Origin of the sequence: Owariibacterium komagatae (assembly GCF_045865535.1) — a bacterium.
In the GTDB taxonomy this organism is placed as follows: Bacteria; Bacillota; Clostridia; order Oscillospirales; family Ruminococcaceae; genus Ruthenibacterium; species Ruthenibacterium komagatae.
The window spans coordinates 3077266-3094257 of the sequence record NZ_AP031406.1; the positions used below are offsets into that span (position 1 = coordinate 3077266).

A 16992-nucleotide genomic window follows, 5' to 3' on the forward strand; every position below is an offset into this window, starting at 1 on the left:
TTTACCTCCCTGAAAGCCTGGCAATCACGTACACAATGCCAAAGGCTCCCAAATCAGTTGCTACAATGGTGGAACCCACCGGCGTCCCCGCGAGAATGGAGATCAGGATGCCTGTCAGTGCACAAAAAACAGAAAGCAAAGCGGAACAAATTGTAACGGATAAAAAACTTTTGCAGAGCCGCATGGCGGACAAGGCGGGGAAAACGATCAGTGCGGAAACCAACAGGGATCCCACCAGATTCATGGCCAGCACAATGACTGTGGCGATGACCACTGCAATCAGCAGATTGGATCGCCGCACATGGAGTCCGGTGGCCTGGGCGAAATTTTCGTCAAACGTTACAGCGAATAATTTGTTGTAAAAGAGAATAAATAGAATCACAATCAGAAGAGATAGTACCGCGCACAAGGCTACTTCATCGGAAGTCAGTGTGAGAATGGATGTAGAGCCGAACAATGTGCTGCACACATCTCCGGATAAGTTGGGGCCGCTTGCGAAAAGATTCATCAGCAGATATCCGATGGCAAGCGTGCTTACAGAGAGCATGGCGATGGCCGAGTCCCCGCAGATCCGGGTATTCTGACCGGCACAGAGAAGCACAATGGCGCAGAGAATGGTGATGGGAAGGACCAGAAGCAAATCGTTGGCCAGATGGAGGACGGAAGCAATAGCCATGGCGCCGAACGCCACATGAGAAAGACCGTCCCCGATGAGCGAAAAACGCTTCAGTACCAGTGTAACGCCCAAAAGTGAGGAACAAAGAGCGATGAGAACACCGACGATCAGCGCATACTGTACGAAAGGATACTGAAAATAGAATTCCAGTTTTTGAATCAGAGCGCTCACGGGTTTCTCACCCCTTTCAGTGCACTCCATTGGGGGCTGCGAAGAAATTCCTGGCGCGTCCCGAAAAAAGTGCTGTGTCCAAGGTATAGAATGTGGGTGGCGGATTGCACGGCGGCAGAAAGGTCATGGGAAATCACAAGAACAGTCACGCCTTCTTCGCGATGAAGTTCTTGAATCAGCTGATACAGATTTGCTGCGGCTTGGGAGTCCAGTCCGGAAACCGGTTCGTCCAGAACGAGCACCTTTCGGGCGGCGCAAAGCGCACGTGCAAGGAGAACACGTTGCTGCTGCCCACCGGACAGTTCCCGATAGCAGCGCCCGGCCAGAGAAAGAACATCGGTTTTTGCCATGGCATTGTGAGCAAGCGCCTTTTCTGCCTTGCTGTAAAAAGGGCGCAACCCACAGCGGTTTTGACAACCGGAGAGGACAATTTCTGAAACAGAAGCGGGAAAATCCCGTTGAATCAGTGTTTGCTGCGGAAGATAGCCAATGTCATTCGGGGACAAACCGTCGCTGAGCTCCACGCTGCCACCGACCGGTGGCAGCAGCCGGAGCAGTGTTTTCATTAAGGTGGTTTTTCCGCATCCGTTTTCACCCAAAATGTACAGGCAATCTCCACGGTGAACGGAAAAACTGAGATTTTTTAAAACGGCCTGGCCGCCGTAACCGACGGCCAGGTTTTTACAAGTGATCTGCGCCAAGTGTGAGCCTCCTTATTGCAGTGCCTGCTTCAAAATTTCCAGATTGCTTTCCATGACAGCAAGGTAATGTTCGCCCTGCGCCTGTTCGGCAGTGGTGGACTGCATGGAATCCAGCGTGAGGATGCGCTTGTTTGAAACATCGGTATTTTGAAGAACCGCGAAAGCCAGTTTCTGATCGGATTTTTCCAGCGTTAAAACGCAGGAAAGATTCTGCTCGTCTACTTTTTTCGCCAGAAAAGCGACGGTTTCAAAACTGGCTTCGGTCTCGGCAGAGCAGCCGGGAAAGGCTGCATAGCAGGTCAATCCGTAATCATCTGCAAGATAGCGGAAGGGAAAACGGTCACAGAACACAAGCGCTGTTTGTCGGGCGTTGTCGGTTGCTTCCTGATAGTCAGCGTCCAGCTGCGCCAGTTTTTCACAATAAGCCGCTGTATTTTCCTGATAGGAAGAAGCATGAGCGGGATCTATTTCCGACAGTGTGTCGGCAATCTTTCGACAGAACACAGCGGCGTTTTTTAAAGAAAGCCACACATGTTCGTCATATTCGGTCTCTTCCTCTTCCTCGTGTTCATGTTCTTCTTCCATTCCCTCCAGAAGTTCTTCCGGCTTGGCCGCGTCTCCCAGAACATCCAGCAGCTGAATCACCTGCTGTTCGGGATTGGTCGATTCACGCAGTGCGTCAGAGACCCACTGGTCCGATTCGCCCCCCACACAGAGAAACAGATCACAAGTGGAAATTTTCAGAATGTCTTCTGCGGTGGGCTGATAGCTGTGAAGATCTACGCCGCTGTCCAGCAACAGGGTCAGTTCCGCATGCTCGGCATCTTCGCCCAGAATTTCACGAACCCAATCGTATGCGGGAAAGATGGTGGCAACAATACGCAGTTTCTGGCCGGAAGAAGAATCGTGCACAGTCTCACCGGACGAACAGCCACTGAATATACCGATGCATATAAGGGCGGTCAACGCCATGGAAATCCATTGTTTCATAAAAGAAAACCTCCGTAATTTTTAAAATTGAGCATAAAAAGACAAGAGCACAAGGCCTTCGGATAACCGAAAGCCGCGCTCTTGTTCGGGAGGTTTTTAATTGTTCATTCGTACCTTTTGCGCTACCGGTGAAACACACAGAAGGATAAGCCACGACAGGATGATGGATTCTGCAAGCCACACCGAACAGGCCGTCGGCCATGCACTGGGGCCATGCGCGGCACCCAACAGGTTCAGTGTTTGTTCAGCCTGCTGCAAACTGGCGCAGATGGGGCAGTCGTCACCGATGCAGTGGTGCTCTGTTTCCAGAGTGATGAAAAGGATGGAGAAAAAGAGGGCGACCATCAATGTCGCACAGGTCATAAGCAAAAATGCCCGCTGACGTTTGGTATGCACAGGTTTTCTCCTTTCCTTCAGGCAGTTTCGATAAAGTAAAACAGCTGCTCCATTCACGTACCAAGAGTTGGTCGATAAAAAGTGATTAGTCTATACTAACCGATCATACAGGATTCTGTTTCAAAAGGCAAGGAAAAAATGCAATTTCCATGGCAGACCCTTGTCACAAAAGGTCATCTGTGCTATTGTGAATGAAACAGAGCGTTGCAAGGTGCCCGGCGAAAGGCCGGGAGAATAGGGAAACAGGTGAAAAACCTGTGCGGGACCGCCGCCGTAAGGGAAAAGTTCGGCTTCAATCCGCCACTGTGGGTACACACGGGAAGGCGAAGCCGGATGCAGATGCCCAAGCCGGAAGACCTGCCCTGCAGCGCTGCCGAAAAGGCAGGAACCTGCAGCGGACGGACCAAACGCCTGCAGGGTAACACAGTCAAAGTGCGTCATTTTAGGACGGTCGCTTTGGGTTTTCCGGGCCTTTCTCGATTTCGGGAAAGGTCTTTTTTTGACGCACGCAAAAGAAAGGAATGATTGGATGTCCAAACTGGAAAAACGAATTTTAGCGTTTTCCATGGTGGCAGCCGGCGTTTTGTTTGTACCGCAAAACGCTTTTGCAATGCACATCATGGAAGGGTATTTGCCGCCGCATTACTGCGTGGCCTGGGGTGTATTGTCTCTTCCGTTTTTGGCAGCGGGAGTGATGCACATCCGGACAACGGTACAGCAGATGCGAAAGACGCTGATACTGCTGGCTATGTGCGGCGCGTTTGTATTTGTAGTGTCTTCTTTGAAAATTCCTTCCGTCACCGGCAGCTGCAGCCACATGACCGGGACCGGGTTGGCTGCGCTTCTATTTGGCCCGACCTGTGCTTCGGTACTGGGGTTGATCGTACTGCTGTTTCAGGCACTTTTGCTGGCGCACGGCGGCTTGACGACCCTGGGGGCCAATACCTTCAGCATGGCCGTTGCGGGGCCGCTGCTGTCCTGGGGGATTTATCAAATTTGCCGGAAAATGCAGGTGAATCGGAAGGCGGCGGTTTTTCTCGCTGCGGCGCTGGGGGATTTGTTCACTTATTGTGTGACCAGTTTGCAGCTGGCCTTGGCCTATCCTTCGGAGCAGGGAGGGGTTTTTGCCAGCACCATTCGGTTTTTGGGCGTTTTCGCGCCCACGCAGATGCCTTTGGCGATCATAGAGGGAATTTTAACCGTATTGGTGATTATGGGAATGGAAAGTTATGCCAGACCGGAACTGCGGGAGATCGGATTTCTGAAGGAGGCCGCACAATGAAAAAGAAAACGCTTGTTGGGATACTGTTGGCGCTGGTAGTGGTGCTGATGGTGATGCCGCTGCTGCTTCAGCCGGAGGCGGAATTCGGCGGAAGTGATGACGCAGGAAGCCAGATGGTGGAGCAAATCCAGGGCGGAGAGTATGAACCGTGGTTTACACCGATCCTGGAACGCCTGCTGGGCGGGGAGATTCCCGGAGAGCTGGAAAGCCTTCTGTTCTGTGTGCAGACCGGAATTGGTGTGGGCGTTTTGGCCTTCAGCTTCGGTTACCTGGTAGCACGGAAAAAATATGCTGGCGGATCTTCCGAAGAGAGGGAACCGTGCTGACCGCACTGCTGGCGGCTGTGGCAGTCTGGAGCCTTTTGGTGGGTGCCTTCCCGGCGCCGGTCCCGGTTGTAACGGGAGGATTGCTGGCGGTGGTGCTTGCCTTGCATCGCCATGAGCATGGTGCGGTGCTGCACCTGGACCATTTGGCGCGGAACTCACACTGGTCAAAGGTCAACCCAATGTTGAAAACAATGAGTTGCCTGCTGTTGTTGTGTTTGTGCCTGATGGCGCGTACCGTCTGGCCGCCGTTGAGCCTGGCGATCGTATTGGCGGTTCTGAGCCGGGCCGGCGGCGTGCGGTTTCGGACGTATCAGGCGCTGCTGGCGGCTCCGGCCGCTTTTTTGTCGGTGAGCGCACTGGCTTTGGTTTGGACGTATTCCGCGTCCGACAGCGGATGGATCAGCATCCGGTTTGGAACGGGATACCTGGTGATTGGCGCTGCGGCACAGGCGACCGCACGCCTTGTGACGGCACGTGCGCTGGGGGCTGTCAGCTGCCTGTATTTTCTCAGCCTGTCCACACCGCTGCCGGAAGTGCTGGAAGTGCTGCGCCGGCTGCACGCGCCCGCCGTTGTAGTGGATCTTGCCTTGCTGATTTATCGCTATATTTTTTTGCTGCTGGCCACGTGTGAAACCATGCGGGACGCTGCGGCCAGCCGGCTGGGCTTTGGCGGACTGCGGCGCAGTGTGCGCACGACCGGTATTATATACGGGAATTTGCTGGCGCGCAGTTTTCGCCGGGCACAGGCCTGCTTTGACGCCATGGAGAGCCGGTGCTGCACTGGTTCGATCCGGTTTTGGACCCGGCCCAAGCCTGTGCGGCCGATGCATGCGGCGGTACTTTGCCTGCTTGTGGGCGGAATGGTCGCGGCACTGGTATGCGGCGGATGATAAAGGGGAAAAAGATGGACGAAATTCTTCGGTTTGAACGGGTCTGGTACAGGTATGAAGAGGGAAGAATGGCACTGACGGATTTTTCCGTGACGGTTCGTGCAGGCGAGCGGATTGCTGTTCTGGGAGAAAACGGTGCGGGAAAATCCACCTTTTTTCTGCTGGCGAACGGCGTGCTGCGTCCGGAAAAAGGGACGGTGCTCTGGAATGGTATCCCGATAGGACGTGATGTGAAAAGTTTGAATGCCCTTCGCAAAGGTGTAGGTCTTGTATTTCAAGACCCGGATGTGCAGATTCTGGCGGGAACCGTGGCGGAGGAGATCAGTTTTGGACCGGTCAACCTGGGCCTTTCAGTGGCACAGGTCAGCCGGCGTGTGGAAGCGGCGCTGGATACGTTTGCTCTGCAGCCCTATCGGGACCGCGCGCCGCAATCCCTTTCGGGTGGGGAGAAAAAGCGCGTGACGCTGGCGGATGCGGCGGCCATGGACCCTCAGCTTCTGCTTCTGGATGAACCGGCGTCTTCACTGGACCCGGTCCATGCGCGTCAGCTGGAGGAATATCTGGCCCTATTGTCCCGGCGGGGACTGGCGCTGATGGTCGCCACACACGATGTGGATTTTGCCTGGCGCTGGGCTGACCGCGTGCTGGTTTTTCACAACGGAACGCTGGCAGCGGATGGAGGCCCTGCCCAAATTTTTGAACAAGAGGAACTGTTGCGCCGGTGCGGCTTGGAGCAGCCTGTGCTGATCCGGATCGCACGCATTTTGGGCCTGAAGCGTGCGCCGCGCACCGTGGAAGAATTGGAACAGGAGTGGAGAGTATGAAGAAGGCGCTGTTGGTTGTGAGTTTCGGCACCAGTGTGTCCCGGGCCCGTCGGGAAATTGAAGCCGTGGAGCAGGCGTTGGCCGCACAGGCCCCGGACCGGGCTTTTTTCCGTGCGTACACCAGCCCTACCATTCGGCGCCTTCTGGCACAGCGGGGAGAGCAGATTTTCGATTTAAACAGTGCATTGGAAAATCTGGCGGTGCAGGGATACGAAGATGTGGCTGTGGCCGTCACCCATTTGCTGTACGGCATCGAATACGATAAAATAAAGGAGCAGACGGCGGCTTTTTCGAAGCGCTTTTCCTGTCTGCGGCTTGGTCCGCCGCTGCTTGCGGACAGCGGCAGTCTGTGTGCGCTGGCCCGCTGTCTGCTGCAGGAACCGCTTGCGCCCGGCGAGGGATTGGTATGGATGGGCCACGGGACCGAGCATTTTGCCAACATGGTCTACCCTGCATTGCAGACCGCGCTGCGGCTGGCAGGCGGACGCCATGCCTATGTGGGAACGGTAGAAGGCTGGCCGTCGCTGGAAGATGTGCTGACGAAGCTTCAAAGCGACGGATGCAGCCGGGTCCTGCTGGCGCCGCTGATGCTGGTGGCGGGCGACCACGCGCAAAACGACATGGCGGGCAGTGACCCGGAAAGCTGGAAGAGCCGGTTGGAAGAGGCCGGCATTTCCGTGCGCTGCCGGATGGAAGGATTGGGTGCGCTCGTATCGGTACAGGATTTGTACGCTGCCCATTTGCAAAAATTGCTTCAGCCGGAGGAAGACAATGGCGTTTGAACACTACATTCAGTCCGCGGGAAAGCTGCTGCGCTGCGGTTACACCACGGGGACTTGTGCCGCTCTGGCTGCGGCGGGAGCGGCAGAGCTGCTGCTGACCGGAAAAGCCCCCGCGGCACTGGCGCTGACCACGCCCAAAGGCCTTCGCGTGGAGACGGAGCCGGTGTTTTGTCTTCTGGAAGGGACAACCGCGCGCTGCGCTGTGGAAAAGGATGGCGGCGATGATGCCGATGTGACCAACGGGATTCGAATCGAGGCTCAGGTGGTCCGCACGGAGCAACCGGGCGTTCGGGTAGAGGGTGGTTCCGGCGTGGGGCGGGTAACCAGGCCGGGCCTGGACCAGCCGGTGGGTGCGGCAGCCATCAACCGGGTCCCGCGCAGGATGATTGAGACCCAGGTGGCGGCGGTGTGCCGCGCTCATCAATGGGAAGGCGGCATGCAGGTGACGATCTGTGTGCCCGACGGAGAGACGCTGGCAAAGAAAACCTTCAATCCGCAGCTGGGAATCGAAGGCGGCATCTCCATTCTTGGAACCAGCGGTATCGTGGAGCCCATGAGTGTGCAGGCGCTGATCGATACGGTGGCGCTTTCGCTTCGGCAGGCCCGTGCCCAGGGTGCGCAGCGGGTTGTGCTTACGCCGGGCAATTACGGCGAGGATTTTCTGCGGGCAGGTTCGCTTTTTCAAGCGTCGGTGCCAGTGGTAAAATGTTCAAATTTTATCGGTGATGCGTTGGATGAGGCAGCATCGTTGGGCTTTCAGGATGTTTTGCTGGTAGGCCATGCGGGAAAGCTGGTCAAACTGGCAGGCGGAATCATGAACACTCACAGCCGCTGGGCGGATTGTCGAACCGAGTTATTTTGTGCGCACGCGGCTGTGTGCGGTGCGCCGCCTTCCCTGTGCACGGCGCTGATGAATGCGGCCACGTCGGACGCCTGCATTGCGCTTTTGGACGAGCAGGGGCTGCGCGGCCCGGTGTTGGAAAGTCTTTTGAAAGCGATCCAGCACCATCTGCTTCGGCGTGCGGCAGGCGTGTATCGGGCGGGAGCCGTGTTGTTTACAAATGCATATGGTCTGCTGGGGCAAACGTCCGTCGCCGGTGACATGCTGGCAGACTGGAAGGAGACAGAACAATGAACAAGGGGATTTTTTACAGCGTGGGCATCGGACCGGGCGACCCGGAGCTGATTACGCAAAAGGCGGTTCGCGTTCTGCGGCAATGCCCGGTGGTGGCGGCCCCTCAAACGCAAAGCGGGGAAATGCTGGCGTTGTCCATTGCGCAGCAGGCGGTGTCCCTGGACGATAAGACCATTCTTCCGTTGCAATTCACCATGTGCCGGGACCGTGCGCGCCAGAGACAAGCCCATCAGACGGCGGCGCAGCTGGTGAAACAGCATCTGGATCAGGGCCGGGATGTGGCCATGCTCAATTTGGGGGATGTTTCCATCTATGCGACGGCGGCGTATCTGGCGCAGCTGCTGCAGGACGACGGCTATGAAACGCGGATGATTCCGGGCGTTACCAGTTTTTGCGCAGTGGCGGCCCGCCTGAACATCAGCCTGACGGACATGGACACGCCGCTGCACATTGTGCCCGGTTCCAGCCGGGAGGCTCTGACCGATTCTTTGAATATGCCGGGCACGAAAGTGCTGATGAAATCGGGCCGTCAGCTGCCGGAGGTTTTGGAGCAGCTTCGTGCGTCCGGACAGCTGGAACACAGCGCCATGGTGTGCAACTGCGGCCTTCCCGGCGAACAGGTCTACGCAGATTTGCGCGATTTCTCGGCGCAGCAGACAGCGGGCTATTTTGCCACGATCATCGTGAAGGAGGAGTGAAGCGTGGTCCATTTTGTGGGCGCCGGCCCGGGTGCGCCTGATTTGATTACCCGGCGGGGCGCAGAAATGCTTCGAACGGCGGATGTAGTCATCTACGCGGGCAGTTTGGTAAATCCGGCTCTTCTGGGCCTTTGCAGACAGGATTGCTCGGTGTACAACAGCGCTCAGATGACGCTGGAGCAGGTGCTGGATGTGATGCAGGCCGCCCATGCAGCCGGAAAAACCATCGTGCGCCTGCACACCGGTGATCCTTGCCTGTACGGCGCCATCCGGGAACAGATGGACGCGCTGGATCGGCTGGACATTCCCTACGATGATACACCGGGTGTTTCCAGCTTCTGCGGGGCCGCGGCGGCGGTGTGCGGAGAATATACGCTGCCGGGCGTGAGCCAGACAGTCATCATCACTCGCATGGCGGGTCGTACCCCGGTCCCCGAGCGGGAGAACATCACCGCATTGGCTGCCCACGGGGCGACCATGGTCATTTTCCTGTCGGCAGGCATGCTGGACGGTTTGCAGGCGGCTTTGCTGCAGGGGGCTTATACCGCCCAAACGCCTGCGGCGCTGGTGTACAAAGCCAGCTGGCCCGAAGAAAAAGTAGTGCGCTGTCCTCTGGGGCAGCTGGCTCAGGCGGGGCGTGCGCACGGAATTTCCAAAACCGCCCTGGTGCTGGTGGGGGATTTCCTGGCCGATGAATACCAGCGCAGCAAACTGTATGACCCGACTTTTTCCACGGAATTCCGGGAGGCGACCGTATGAAGCTGCGGCTGATTGCCTTTACGGACCGGGGAATGGTGCTGGCGCAGCGTCTGGCAGCGGCGCTGGACGGGCAGGCCGCCCGGTGCGGCGCGCCGCTGTCGTTGTCCCAGTGGACCGGCGAAGCCTTTGCCAAGGCAGACGGCCTTGTCTTTGTGGGAGCCGCCGGTATTGCCGTGCGCGCCGTTGCCCCGCATTTGAAAAGCAAAGCGACGGACCCTGCCGTGGTGGTGGTGGACGAGTGCGCCCGATTTGCGGTGCCGCTGCTCAGCGGACATCTGGGCGGAGCCAATGATCTGGCCAAACGCATTGCAGCCGTCTGCGGTGCGCAGCCGGTCCTCACCACGGCCACGGATGTCAACGGCCTTTTTGCTGTGGACGAATGGGCCAAACGGCAAAACTGCGCAGTGCTGGATGTGCCGCGCATCAAGTCGGTTTCCGCAAAACTTTTGGCCGGCGTGCCGGTGACACTGTGCAGCCCGTGGCCGGTGGCAGGCACCCCGCCCAAAGGCGTTCGCATGGGAACCGACGGCGATTTTGAATTGACACTGCATGCTTCGGACCACGGAGCGCTGCGACTTGTGCCGCGCATTGCGGTGCTGGGGGTCGGCTGCCGCAAAGGCACGTCCGCACAGGCACTGGAAGAGGCGTTCGATCGGCTTTTGCACAGCAGCGGCCTTTGCGCGCAGGCGTTTGGAAAGGTGTGCACCATTGATCTGAAAAAGAACGAACCGGGGCTTGTCTCTTTTTGCCGGGACCGCGGGCTGCCGCTGGAAAGTTTCAGCGCAGCGCAGCTGCGGGAAGTTCCGGGGGATTTTTCCGCTTCGGATTTTGTAGAGAGCGTCACAGGGGTGGACAATGTGTGCGAGCGCAGCGCCGTGCGAGGCAGCGGTGGTACGCTCTGCTGGAGAAAACAGGCGGGCGGTGGAGTGACCATGGCGGCAGCGGTGGCACCCTTTGCCCCGGATTGGCGGTGGAATGATGAATAAAGTATATGTGGTGGGCATCGGCCCCGGCGAAAAGGACTTCATGACCGCACAGGCTCTGGCTGCGATGGAGCGGGCGGATGTGTTGTGCGGCTATACGGTGTATGTGGAACTTGTACGCCCCATGTTCCCGGGCAAGGAATGTTATGTCACACCCATGACCAAGGAGCTGGAACGCTGCCGCTGGGCGTTGGAAACAGCAGCGTCGGGCCGAACGGTGGCGCTGGTGTGCAGCGGAGACGCCGGAGTGTACGGCATGGCGGGGCCGCTGCTGCAGTTGGCAGGGGAGTACCCGGATGTGGATGTGGAAGTGGTGCCGGGCATTACTTCTGCGCTGTCGGGCGCCGCGGTTCTGGGCGCTCCGCTGATGCACGATTTCTGCCTGATTTCTCTTTCGGACCTTTTGACGCCCTGGGAGCAAATCGAGCGTCGGCTGGCTTGCGCGGCCGCCGGCGATTTCGTCATCTGCCTGTATAATCCGTCTTCCAAAAAACGGGCCGACTACCTGCGCCGGGCCTGTGAGATCCTGCTGCGGGAAAAAAGTGCGGAAACGGTTTGCGGCTGGGTGCGCAACATCGGCCGGGAAGGGCAGCAGTCGAAAATTTTGACGCTGGGCAGCTTGCGGGATGAGAACGTGGATATGTTTACCACGGTGTTCATTGGCGCGAGTACCACCCAGATGCTGTCGGGACGGATGGTCACGCCCCGCGGATATGAGGCGAAGCGATGAGGATTCTTGTATTTGGTGGCACCACAGAGGGAAGGCTGCTGGCCCACGCGCTGGCGGAGGCAGGGCAGAATGTCACGGTCAGTGTGGCCACACCCTTGGGTGCGGAAGAGCTGGGCTGTGCGCAGCGGATGCGTGTCCTGTGCGGCCGGCTGAGCGCGGTACAGATGAAAGAGATGCTGGAGCCCTTTGATCTGTGCGTGGATGCGACCCATCCCTACGCCACAGAGGTCAGCGCCAACATTCGTACCGCCTGCCGGGCGGCGGCAGTCCCCCTTCGACGGGTGCGGCGGCAGGCCAGCGAGATCCCGGCCGGCAGCGTGGTCGTGCCGTCTGCCGAGGCGGCGGCAACCTTTCTGGAAGGGACGCAGGGCAACGTTTTGCTGACCACCGGTGCCAAGGAACTGCACGCCTTTTCCCGGCTGGAGCGAAGCCGGTTGTATGCGCGCGTGCTGCCTGTGTGCGAGAGCATTATCACATGCGAGAGAGAGCAGATTCCGCACAGCAATATTCTTGCGCTGCAGGGACCTTTTTCGCGGCAGCTGAACGAGGCAATGCTTCAGCAGTTCTCCATCGCATGGCTGGTCACCAAGGACGGCGGCGCAGCGGGCGGTTTTTCCGCCAAAGTTGAGGCCGCACGCAGCGTCGGTGCCCGCCTGGTGCTGATCCGCCGCCCGGAAGAAGAGGGGGAGGACTGGCAAGTGATTGTAAAGGAGTGTTTGGAACAATGAACGTGACGCTTGTGTCAGCGGGCGGCGGACGCCCCGAAACCATGACCGCGGAGTGTGCCCGTGTCCTGGAGCAGGCACAGTGCGTCATCGGGGCGGAACGCCTGCTGAACGCGTTGCCCGACCAGTGCACGGCGCGCCGAGTGAAGGCAACGCGCCCGGCCGATGTTTGTCAGGCTGTGCTGGACTGCCGGGAAGAGAACTGTGTGGTGCTGTACAGCGGCGACACAGGGTTCTATTCCGGTGCCAATGCTCTTGTGCCGCTTTTGCGCCGGCAGGGCATTGTTCCTCAAATTCTGCCCGGTCTTTCCAGTGTGCAGATTCTGGCAGCCCGCATCGGCCGGCCGTGGCAGAACTGGAACCTGGTTTCCGCACACAGCGCGGCATGCGATCCGGTGACCGCGGTGTGCAGTGGCAGAGAGACGTTTTTTCTCACCGGTTCGCTCAGTGCGTCGGCGCTGTGTGCGCGGCTTTGCGAGGCGGGCTTGGGTGACCTTCGCGTCTGGGTGGGGGAAAATCTTACCTATCCGGAAGAACAGGTGACGGAGACCACGGCCAGAGAGGGCGCGGCGCGTTCCTTTGCACCGTTGAGCGTGCTGCTGGCGGAACCGGCGCCCCGTATGGCGCGCCGCGTTCCCGGCATGGATGACAGTGCGTTCGTGCGCGGACAGGTGCCCATGACCAAGCAGGAGGTGCGCGCCGCCGCACTGGCCAAACTGGCGGTGCGTCCCGGCGAAGTGTGCTGGGACGTGGGTGCAGGCACGGGCAGTGTGGCCGTGGAACTGGCGTTGAGCACGGAAGGAAGCGCTGTTTTTGCAGTGGAGTGCGACGAGGAAGCCTGTGCGTTGATCGAGGAAAACCGCAGGCAGTTCGGCGTCTGGAATTTACGTTTGGTGCGCGGGCGCGCCCCGCAGGCGCTGGCAGATCTGCCAGCGCCGGATGTGGTGTTCATTGGCGGCACCAAGGGCGAAATGACTGCGGTGGTGCGTGCGGTGCTGGCGCGCAACCCGGCGGCACGTCTGTGCATTTCTGCCATCGCGCTGGAGACGCTGAGCGCAGCGGTTGCGGCGCTGACGGCCTGTGGCCTGACGGCGCAGGTGACCCAAATCGCCGTCAGCCGCACACGTCCCGCAGGCGGGCTGCATTTGCTCACAGCCAACAACCCGATTTTTCTGATTGCGGGGAATTGTTCATGATAGAGTGTATGCTGGCCGCGCCGTCTTCGGGCAGCGGCAAAACGGCGGTCACCTGCGCGCTGCTGGCAGCGCTGGAAAAAAGGGGCATGGCGCCCTGTGCGTTCAAGTGCGGCCCGGATTATATCGACCCCATGTTTCACCGGTCTGTTCTGGGAGTGGACAGTCACAATCTGGATTTGTTTTTGTGTGATGAAACGCGCCTTTCTTCGCTTTATGCCCGGTATGCCGCCGGTCACAAAGCAGCTGTGACCGAGGGCGTGATGGGCTTTTACGACGGTGTGGGCGGTGTGACGGACAGAGCCAGCGCATGGCATGTGGCACACACATTGAAGCTGCCGGTTCTGCTGGTGGTGCGTCCCCGTGGCGCCAGTTTGACGCTGGCCGCCCAGATTCAGGGCCTGTTGTCGTTTCGCAGGGAAAGCGGCATTGTGGGCATTCTGCTCAACGATTGTGCGCCCATGCTGGCGCAGAGCCTGACACCCATGCTGGAGCAGCAGACGGGCCTGCCGGTGCTGGGCTTTTTGCCGCATATGCCCGCAGCCGTTTTTGAAAGCCGCCATCTGGGACTGCTGACCGCTGGGGAAATCCAAAATCTTTCCGCCCGGATGGATGTGCTGGCCCGACAGCTGGAACAAACGGTGGATGTGGACCGGCTTCTTTCTTTGTGCCGGCGTCCCGCCCGCCCGGCAGTGCCGCACACCCGCCCGGCGGCACGCGCAGTCATTGCCGTGGCACGGGACGAGGCGTTTTGCTTTGCCTATGAAGAGACGCTGGATGCCCTGCGGCAAGCGGGTGCGGAGCTTGCGTTTTTCAGCCCGTTGCGGGACGAACAGCTTCCGCGTGATGCCGGTGGAATGTACCTGCCCGGCGGTTATCCGGAATTGTATGCAGACTGCCTGTCCGCCAACGTGGCCATGCGCCGAGCAGTGCGCCGGGCTGTGGAACAGGGAATGCCCACCGTGGCGGAATGCGGCGGCTTTTTGTATTTGGGCCGACAGCTGGAGAGAGAGGATGGCACGGCGTTTCCCATGGCAGGCGCTCTGCCGGGCAGCGGTGTGCGGAAAGACCGGCTGGTGCGCTTTGGATATGCGCAGGTGACCGCTGACAGGGACAGCCTGTTGTTCCGTGCCGGTGAACATTTTCCCGTGCACGAATTCCACTACTGGGATTCCACAGAGAACGGTGCGGATTTGACTGCGCACAAGCCGACCGCAAAGCGTCAATGGGCGTTTGGTTTTGCCACCCCCACGCTGTATGCGGGCTTTCCCCATTTGTATGCCGCGGGCGCGCCGGTTCTGGCAGAGCGTTTTGTGCAGGCGGCAGAGAATTATAGACGAAAAGGAAGCGAAAATCCATGAATCTGCGGGAACTTTTGAATCAAATCACCCCGCCGGACGAAAACGCCCGGGCGCAGGCCCACCGGAACTGGGCGGCTTGCGCCAAGCCGCTGGAAAGTCTGGGCCTTTTGGAAACGGCACTGGAGGACATTGCCGCTCTCACCGGAACTCCGCAGATCGAGCTTTCTCCCCGGGCAGTGCTGGTGTTGTGCGCGGACAACGGCGTGGTGGCGCAGGGCGTCACGCAGACGGACAGCAGTGTGACCGGCATTGTGGCGCGAAATCTGGCCGCGGGGCGCACTTCCGTGTGCCGCATGGCGGCAGTGGCCGGATGCGATGTGGTCCCGGTGGACATGGGGATTCTTGATTTTTCCCCGGTGCCCGGCGTGCTGGACCGGCGCGTGGGAAACGGCACGGCGGACATCACCTGCGGTCCTGCCATGACCCGTGCGCAGGCCGAACAGGCTGTCCTGACGGGAGCGACCCTTGTGCGACAGTGTGCAGAGCGGGGCGTGCGGTTGCTTGCCACCGGGGAAATGGGCATCGGAAACACCACCACTTCCAGTGCGGTGGCCAGTGTGCTTCTGGGCCGGTCCCCTGCAGAGATGACAGGCCGGGGCGCCGGCCTGTCGGATGCGGGCCTTGCGCGGAAAATAGCTGCCATTGAGCGTGCCATCGCCCGCAACCGTCCGGATGCGTCCGATGCGCTGGATGTAATGGCCAAGGTGGGCGGATTTGATATCGCCGGCTTGTGCGGTGTTTTTCTGGGCGGTGCGGCATACCGTGTTCCAGTGCTGGCCGACGGCTTTATCAGCACGGTGGCGGCGCTGTGCGCTGTGCGTCTGTGCCCGCATGCCTCCAAGGCGGTTTTGGCCAGCCATGTCTCGGCGGAACCGGCGGGCCGCCTTTTGCTGGAGAAGTTGGGCAAACGGCCGCTGATCACGGCAGAGATGCGCCTGGGCGAGGGAACGGGCGCGGTGGCAGCCATGCCGCTGCTGGACATGGCCCGGGCGGTTTATGCGGAGTGCTATACCTTTGACGAGGGCGGCATCGAAGCCTATACGCCGCAAAGCGGCAAGGAGGAACCCTGATGTTCACACTGGTAGCAGGGGGCGCAGCCTCCGGCAAAAGCGGCTTTGCGGAAGAACTGATTTTGCAGGCCGGCACACAGCCGCGGTTTTACGTGGCAACCATGCAGATCTTTGACGACGAGTGCCGTGCGCGTGTGGAACGGCATCGCACGCTGCGCGCCGGCAAAGGCTTTCAGACGCTGGAATGTCCCATGGACCTGTCCGGCCTTCGGCTGCCGTCTTCGGGCGCGGTTCTGCTGGAATGCATCAGCAACCTGACGGCCAACGAGCTGTACGCGCCGGGCGGTGCCGGCCGGAACACCGTGCAGGCTGTGCTGGACGGGGTGGAAAATCTTCTGGCGCAGTGCAGTGTGCTGGTGGTGGTTACAGGCGACGTGTTCAGCGGCGGCAGCGACTATCAGGGGGATACGGAGACGTATCTTCGGGTATTGGGTCAGGTGAACCGGGCGCTGGCTGCCCGGGCGGACGAAGTTTGCGAAGTGGTGTGCGGAATTCCGCACTATTATAAACGGGGAGGACGAGTTTTGTGATCGTTTGGCAGACCATCGCGGTGGCGTTTGCCATGTTTTCAGCGGTGCCGGTGCCGCAGCCTGTGTGGAACGAAAAAAATATGCGGTACGCGCTGTGCGCCTTTCCGCTGGTAGGAGCGGTATGCGCTCTGGCATGGTGGGGCTGGGCTGTGGCGGCGGCACACTTTTCCTTTCCGGGCCTTTTGCGCGCAGCGGGGCTGTGCCTGATTCCGGTGTTTGTCACCGGCGGCATTCATCTGGATGGATACGCCGATACCTGTGATGCGCTGGCCAGCTGTGCCTCGCCGGAAAAAAAGCAGGAGATTTTGAAGGACCCGCGCTGCGGTGCGTTTGCGCTCATCCGGCTGTGCACCTATTTTATTGCATATCTGGGGCTGTGTGCGGCCGTGCGCTGTACCCCGCGGGATGCGCTGTGCATGGGCTTTGGGTTTGTGCTGGAGCGGGCGCTCTCCGGGCTGGCGGTGGCCTGGTTCCCCCTGGCGAAATCTACGGGCCTTGTCCACACCTTTGCCACTGCTGCCGACCGGCTGGCGGTGCGGCGCATTCTGACAGCGCTGTGCGTGCTTCTGGCGGTGTGCCTTGTGGCGGCGGGAGGCCTGTGCGGCGGTGGGATGGTGCTGGCGGCTGTACTGGTCTTTGTGCGGTATCGCAGAATGTCCCAAAAAGAATTTGGCGGCATTTCCGGAGATTTGGCCGGATGGTTTTTGCAGAAAACGGAAATTTGGATGCTGGCGGCGCTGGTTGTCTGCCAGATGGTAGAGGAGTGGTGA

At 59.4% G+C, this 16992-nt stretch carries 20 protein-coding genes and 1 riboswitch; of the genes, 16 read left to right on the plus strand and 4 right to left on the minus strand.

Features of this window, described 5'->3' with window-relative positions:
- Position 1: 1 nt before the first annotated feature.
- The 4 genes from ACKTS9_RS15500 to ACKTS9_RS15515 all read right to left on the minus strand — a co-directional run bounded on the left by ACKTS9_RS15500 (position 2) and on the right by ACKTS9_RS15515 (position 2934).
- Positions 2-847: a metal ABC transporter permease gene (locus ACKTS9_RS15500; protein WP_407881773.1), complete on the minus strand. Its 846-nt coding sequence runs from the start codon at positions 845-847 to the stop codon at positions 2-4.
- Entirely contained in the window at positions 844-1548 is a 705-nt protein-coding gene (locus tag ACKTS9_RS15505) for a metal ABC transporter ATP-binding protein (protein ID WP_407881774.1), read from the minus strand. The genes ACKTS9_RS15500 and ACKTS9_RS15505 overlap by 4 nt, the downstream gene beginning before the upstream one ends.
- Before the next feature lie 12 nt (positions 1549-1560).
- Positions 1561-2538, minus strand: a complete 978-nt coding sequence (locus ACKTS9_RS15510; RefSeq protein ID WP_407881775.1) for a metal ABC transporter substrate-binding protein — start codon at positions 2536-2538, stop codon at positions 1561-1563.
- A 96-nt stretch (positions 2539-2634) separates the two neighbouring features.
- Positions 2635-2934 carry a hypothetical protein gene (locus ACKTS9_RS15515; protein WP_407881776.1) on the minus strand — a complete coding sequence of 100 codons (300 nt, stop codon included), beginning with the start codon at positions 2932-2934 and terminating at the stop codon, positions 2635-2637.
- Positions 2935-3126: 192 nt separating this feature from the next.
- Positions 3127-3314: riboswitch (cobalamin riboswitch) on the plus strand.
- A 149-nt stretch (positions 3315-3463) separates the two neighbouring features.
- Here ACKTS9_RS15515 and ACKTS9_RS15520 point away from each other — a divergent pair.
- The 16 genes from ACKTS9_RS15520 to ACKTS9_RS15595 are packed head-to-tail and all read left to right on the plus strand — an operon-like array spanning position 3464 to position 16992.
- On the plus strand, positions 3464-4216 hold the full coding sequence (locus ACKTS9_RS15520) for an energy-coupling factor ABC transporter permease (protein ID WP_407881777.1): 753 nt from the start codon (positions 3464-3466) through the stop codon (positions 4214-4216).
- Positions 4213-4542, plus strand: coding sequence for an energy-coupling factor ABC transporter substrate-binding protein (locus ACKTS9_RS15525; protein ID WP_349214206.1), 330 nt, complete (start codon positions 4213-4215; stop codon positions 4540-4542). The genes ACKTS9_RS15520 and ACKTS9_RS15525 overlap by 4 nt, the downstream gene beginning before the upstream one ends.
- Positions 4536-5432, plus strand: coding sequence for a cobalt ECF transporter T component CbiQ (gene cbiQ, locus ACKTS9_RS15530; protein ID WP_407881778.1), 897 nt, complete (start codon positions 4536-4538; stop codon positions 5430-5432). Before ACKTS9_RS15525 ends, cbiQ begins: the two co-directional genes overlap by 7 nt.
- A gap of 14 nt (positions 5433-5446) precedes the next feature.
- The gene (locus ACKTS9_RS15535) at positions 5447-6256 is read left to right on the plus strand and encodes an energy-coupling factor ABC transporter ATP-binding protein (protein WP_349214203.1); all 810 of its coding nucleotides are present in this window, start codon (positions 5447-5449) and stop codon (positions 6254-6256) included.
- The gene (locus ACKTS9_RS15540; protein WP_349214202.1) at positions 6253-7038 is read left to right on the plus strand and encodes a sirohydrochlorin cobaltochelatase; all 786 of its coding nucleotides are present in this window, start codon (positions 6253-6255) and stop codon (positions 7036-7038) included. The genes ACKTS9_RS15535 and ACKTS9_RS15540 overlap by 4 nt, the downstream gene beginning before the upstream one ends.
- The gene (gene cbiD / locus ACKTS9_RS15545; protein ID WP_349214200.1) at positions 7028-8173 is read left to right on the plus strand and encodes a cobalt-precorrin-5B (C(1))-methyltransferase CbiD; all 1146 of its coding nucleotides are present in this window, start codon (positions 7028-7030) and stop codon (positions 8171-8173) included. The genes ACKTS9_RS15540 and cbiD overlap by 11 nt, the downstream gene beginning before the upstream one ends.
- Positions 8170-8871: a precorrin-2 C(20)-methyltransferase gene (cobI, locus tag ACKTS9_RS15550; RefSeq protein WP_349214199.1), complete on the plus strand. Its 702-nt coding sequence runs from the start codon at positions 8170-8172 to the stop codon at positions 8869-8871. The genes cbiD and cobI overlap by 4 nt, the downstream gene beginning before the upstream one ends.
- A gap of 3 nt (positions 8872-8874) precedes the next feature.
- Positions 8875-9630 carry a precorrin-4 C(11)-methyltransferase gene (cobM, locus tag ACKTS9_RS15555; RefSeq protein WP_349214197.1) on the plus strand — a complete coding sequence of 252 codons (756 nt, stop codon included), beginning with the start codon at positions 8875-8877 and terminating at the stop codon, positions 9628-9630.
- Positions 9627-10616 (plus strand): cobalt-precorrin 5A hydrolase, encoded by a 990-nt coding sequence (locus ACKTS9_RS15560; protein WP_349214196.1) that lies wholly within the window; start codon positions 9627-9629, stop codon positions 10614-10616. Before cobM ends, ACKTS9_RS15560 begins: the two co-directional genes overlap by 4 nt.
- A complete protein-coding gene (gene cobJ, locus ACKTS9_RS15565) occupies positions 10609-11343 on the plus strand; it encodes a precorrin-3B C(17)-methyltransferase (protein WP_349214217.1) in 735 nt (244 codons plus the stop codon). Before ACKTS9_RS15560 ends, cobJ begins: the two co-directional genes overlap by 8 nt.
- The gene (gene cobK / locus ACKTS9_RS15570; RefSeq protein WP_349214194.1) at positions 11340-12071 is read left to right on the plus strand and encodes a precorrin-6A reductase; all 732 of its coding nucleotides are present in this window, start codon (positions 11340-11342) and stop codon (positions 12069-12071) included. Before cobJ ends, cobK begins: the two co-directional genes overlap by 4 nt.
- Positions 12068-13264: a precorrin-6y C5,15-methyltransferase (decarboxylating) subunit CbiE gene (cbiE, locus tag ACKTS9_RS15575; RefSeq protein WP_407881779.1), complete on the plus strand. Its 1197-nt coding sequence runs from the start codon at positions 12068-12070 to the stop codon at positions 13262-13264. The genes cobK and cbiE overlap by 4 nt, the downstream gene beginning before the upstream one ends.
- The gene (locus ACKTS9_RS15580) at positions 13261-14622 is read left to right on the plus strand and encodes a cobyrinate a,c-diamide synthase (RefSeq protein ID WP_349215284.1); all 1362 of its coding nucleotides are present in this window, start codon (positions 13261-13263) and stop codon (positions 14620-14622) included. Before cbiE ends, ACKTS9_RS15580 begins: the two co-directional genes overlap by 4 nt.
- A complete protein-coding gene (gene cobT, locus ACKTS9_RS15585; RefSeq protein ID WP_349215285.1) occupies positions 14619-15692 on the plus strand; it encodes a nicotinate-nucleotide--dimethylbenzimidazole phosphoribosyltransferase in 1074 nt (357 codons plus the stop codon). Before ACKTS9_RS15580 ends, cobT begins: the two co-directional genes overlap by 4 nt.
- On the plus strand, positions 15692-16222 hold the full coding sequence (locus tag ACKTS9_RS15590) for a bifunctional adenosylcobinamide kinase/adenosylcobinamide-phosphate guanylyltransferase (RefSeq protein ID WP_349215286.1): 531 nt from the start codon (positions 15692-15694) through the stop codon (positions 16220-16222). Before cobT ends, ACKTS9_RS15590 begins: the two co-directional genes overlap by 1 nt.
- Complete coding sequence (locus ACKTS9_RS15595) at positions 16219-16992, plus strand: adenosylcobinamide-GDP ribazoletransferase (RefSeq protein WP_349215287.1); 774 nt, start codon at positions 16219-16221, stop codon at positions 16990-16992. The genes ACKTS9_RS15590 and ACKTS9_RS15595 overlap by 4 nt, the downstream gene beginning before the upstream one ends.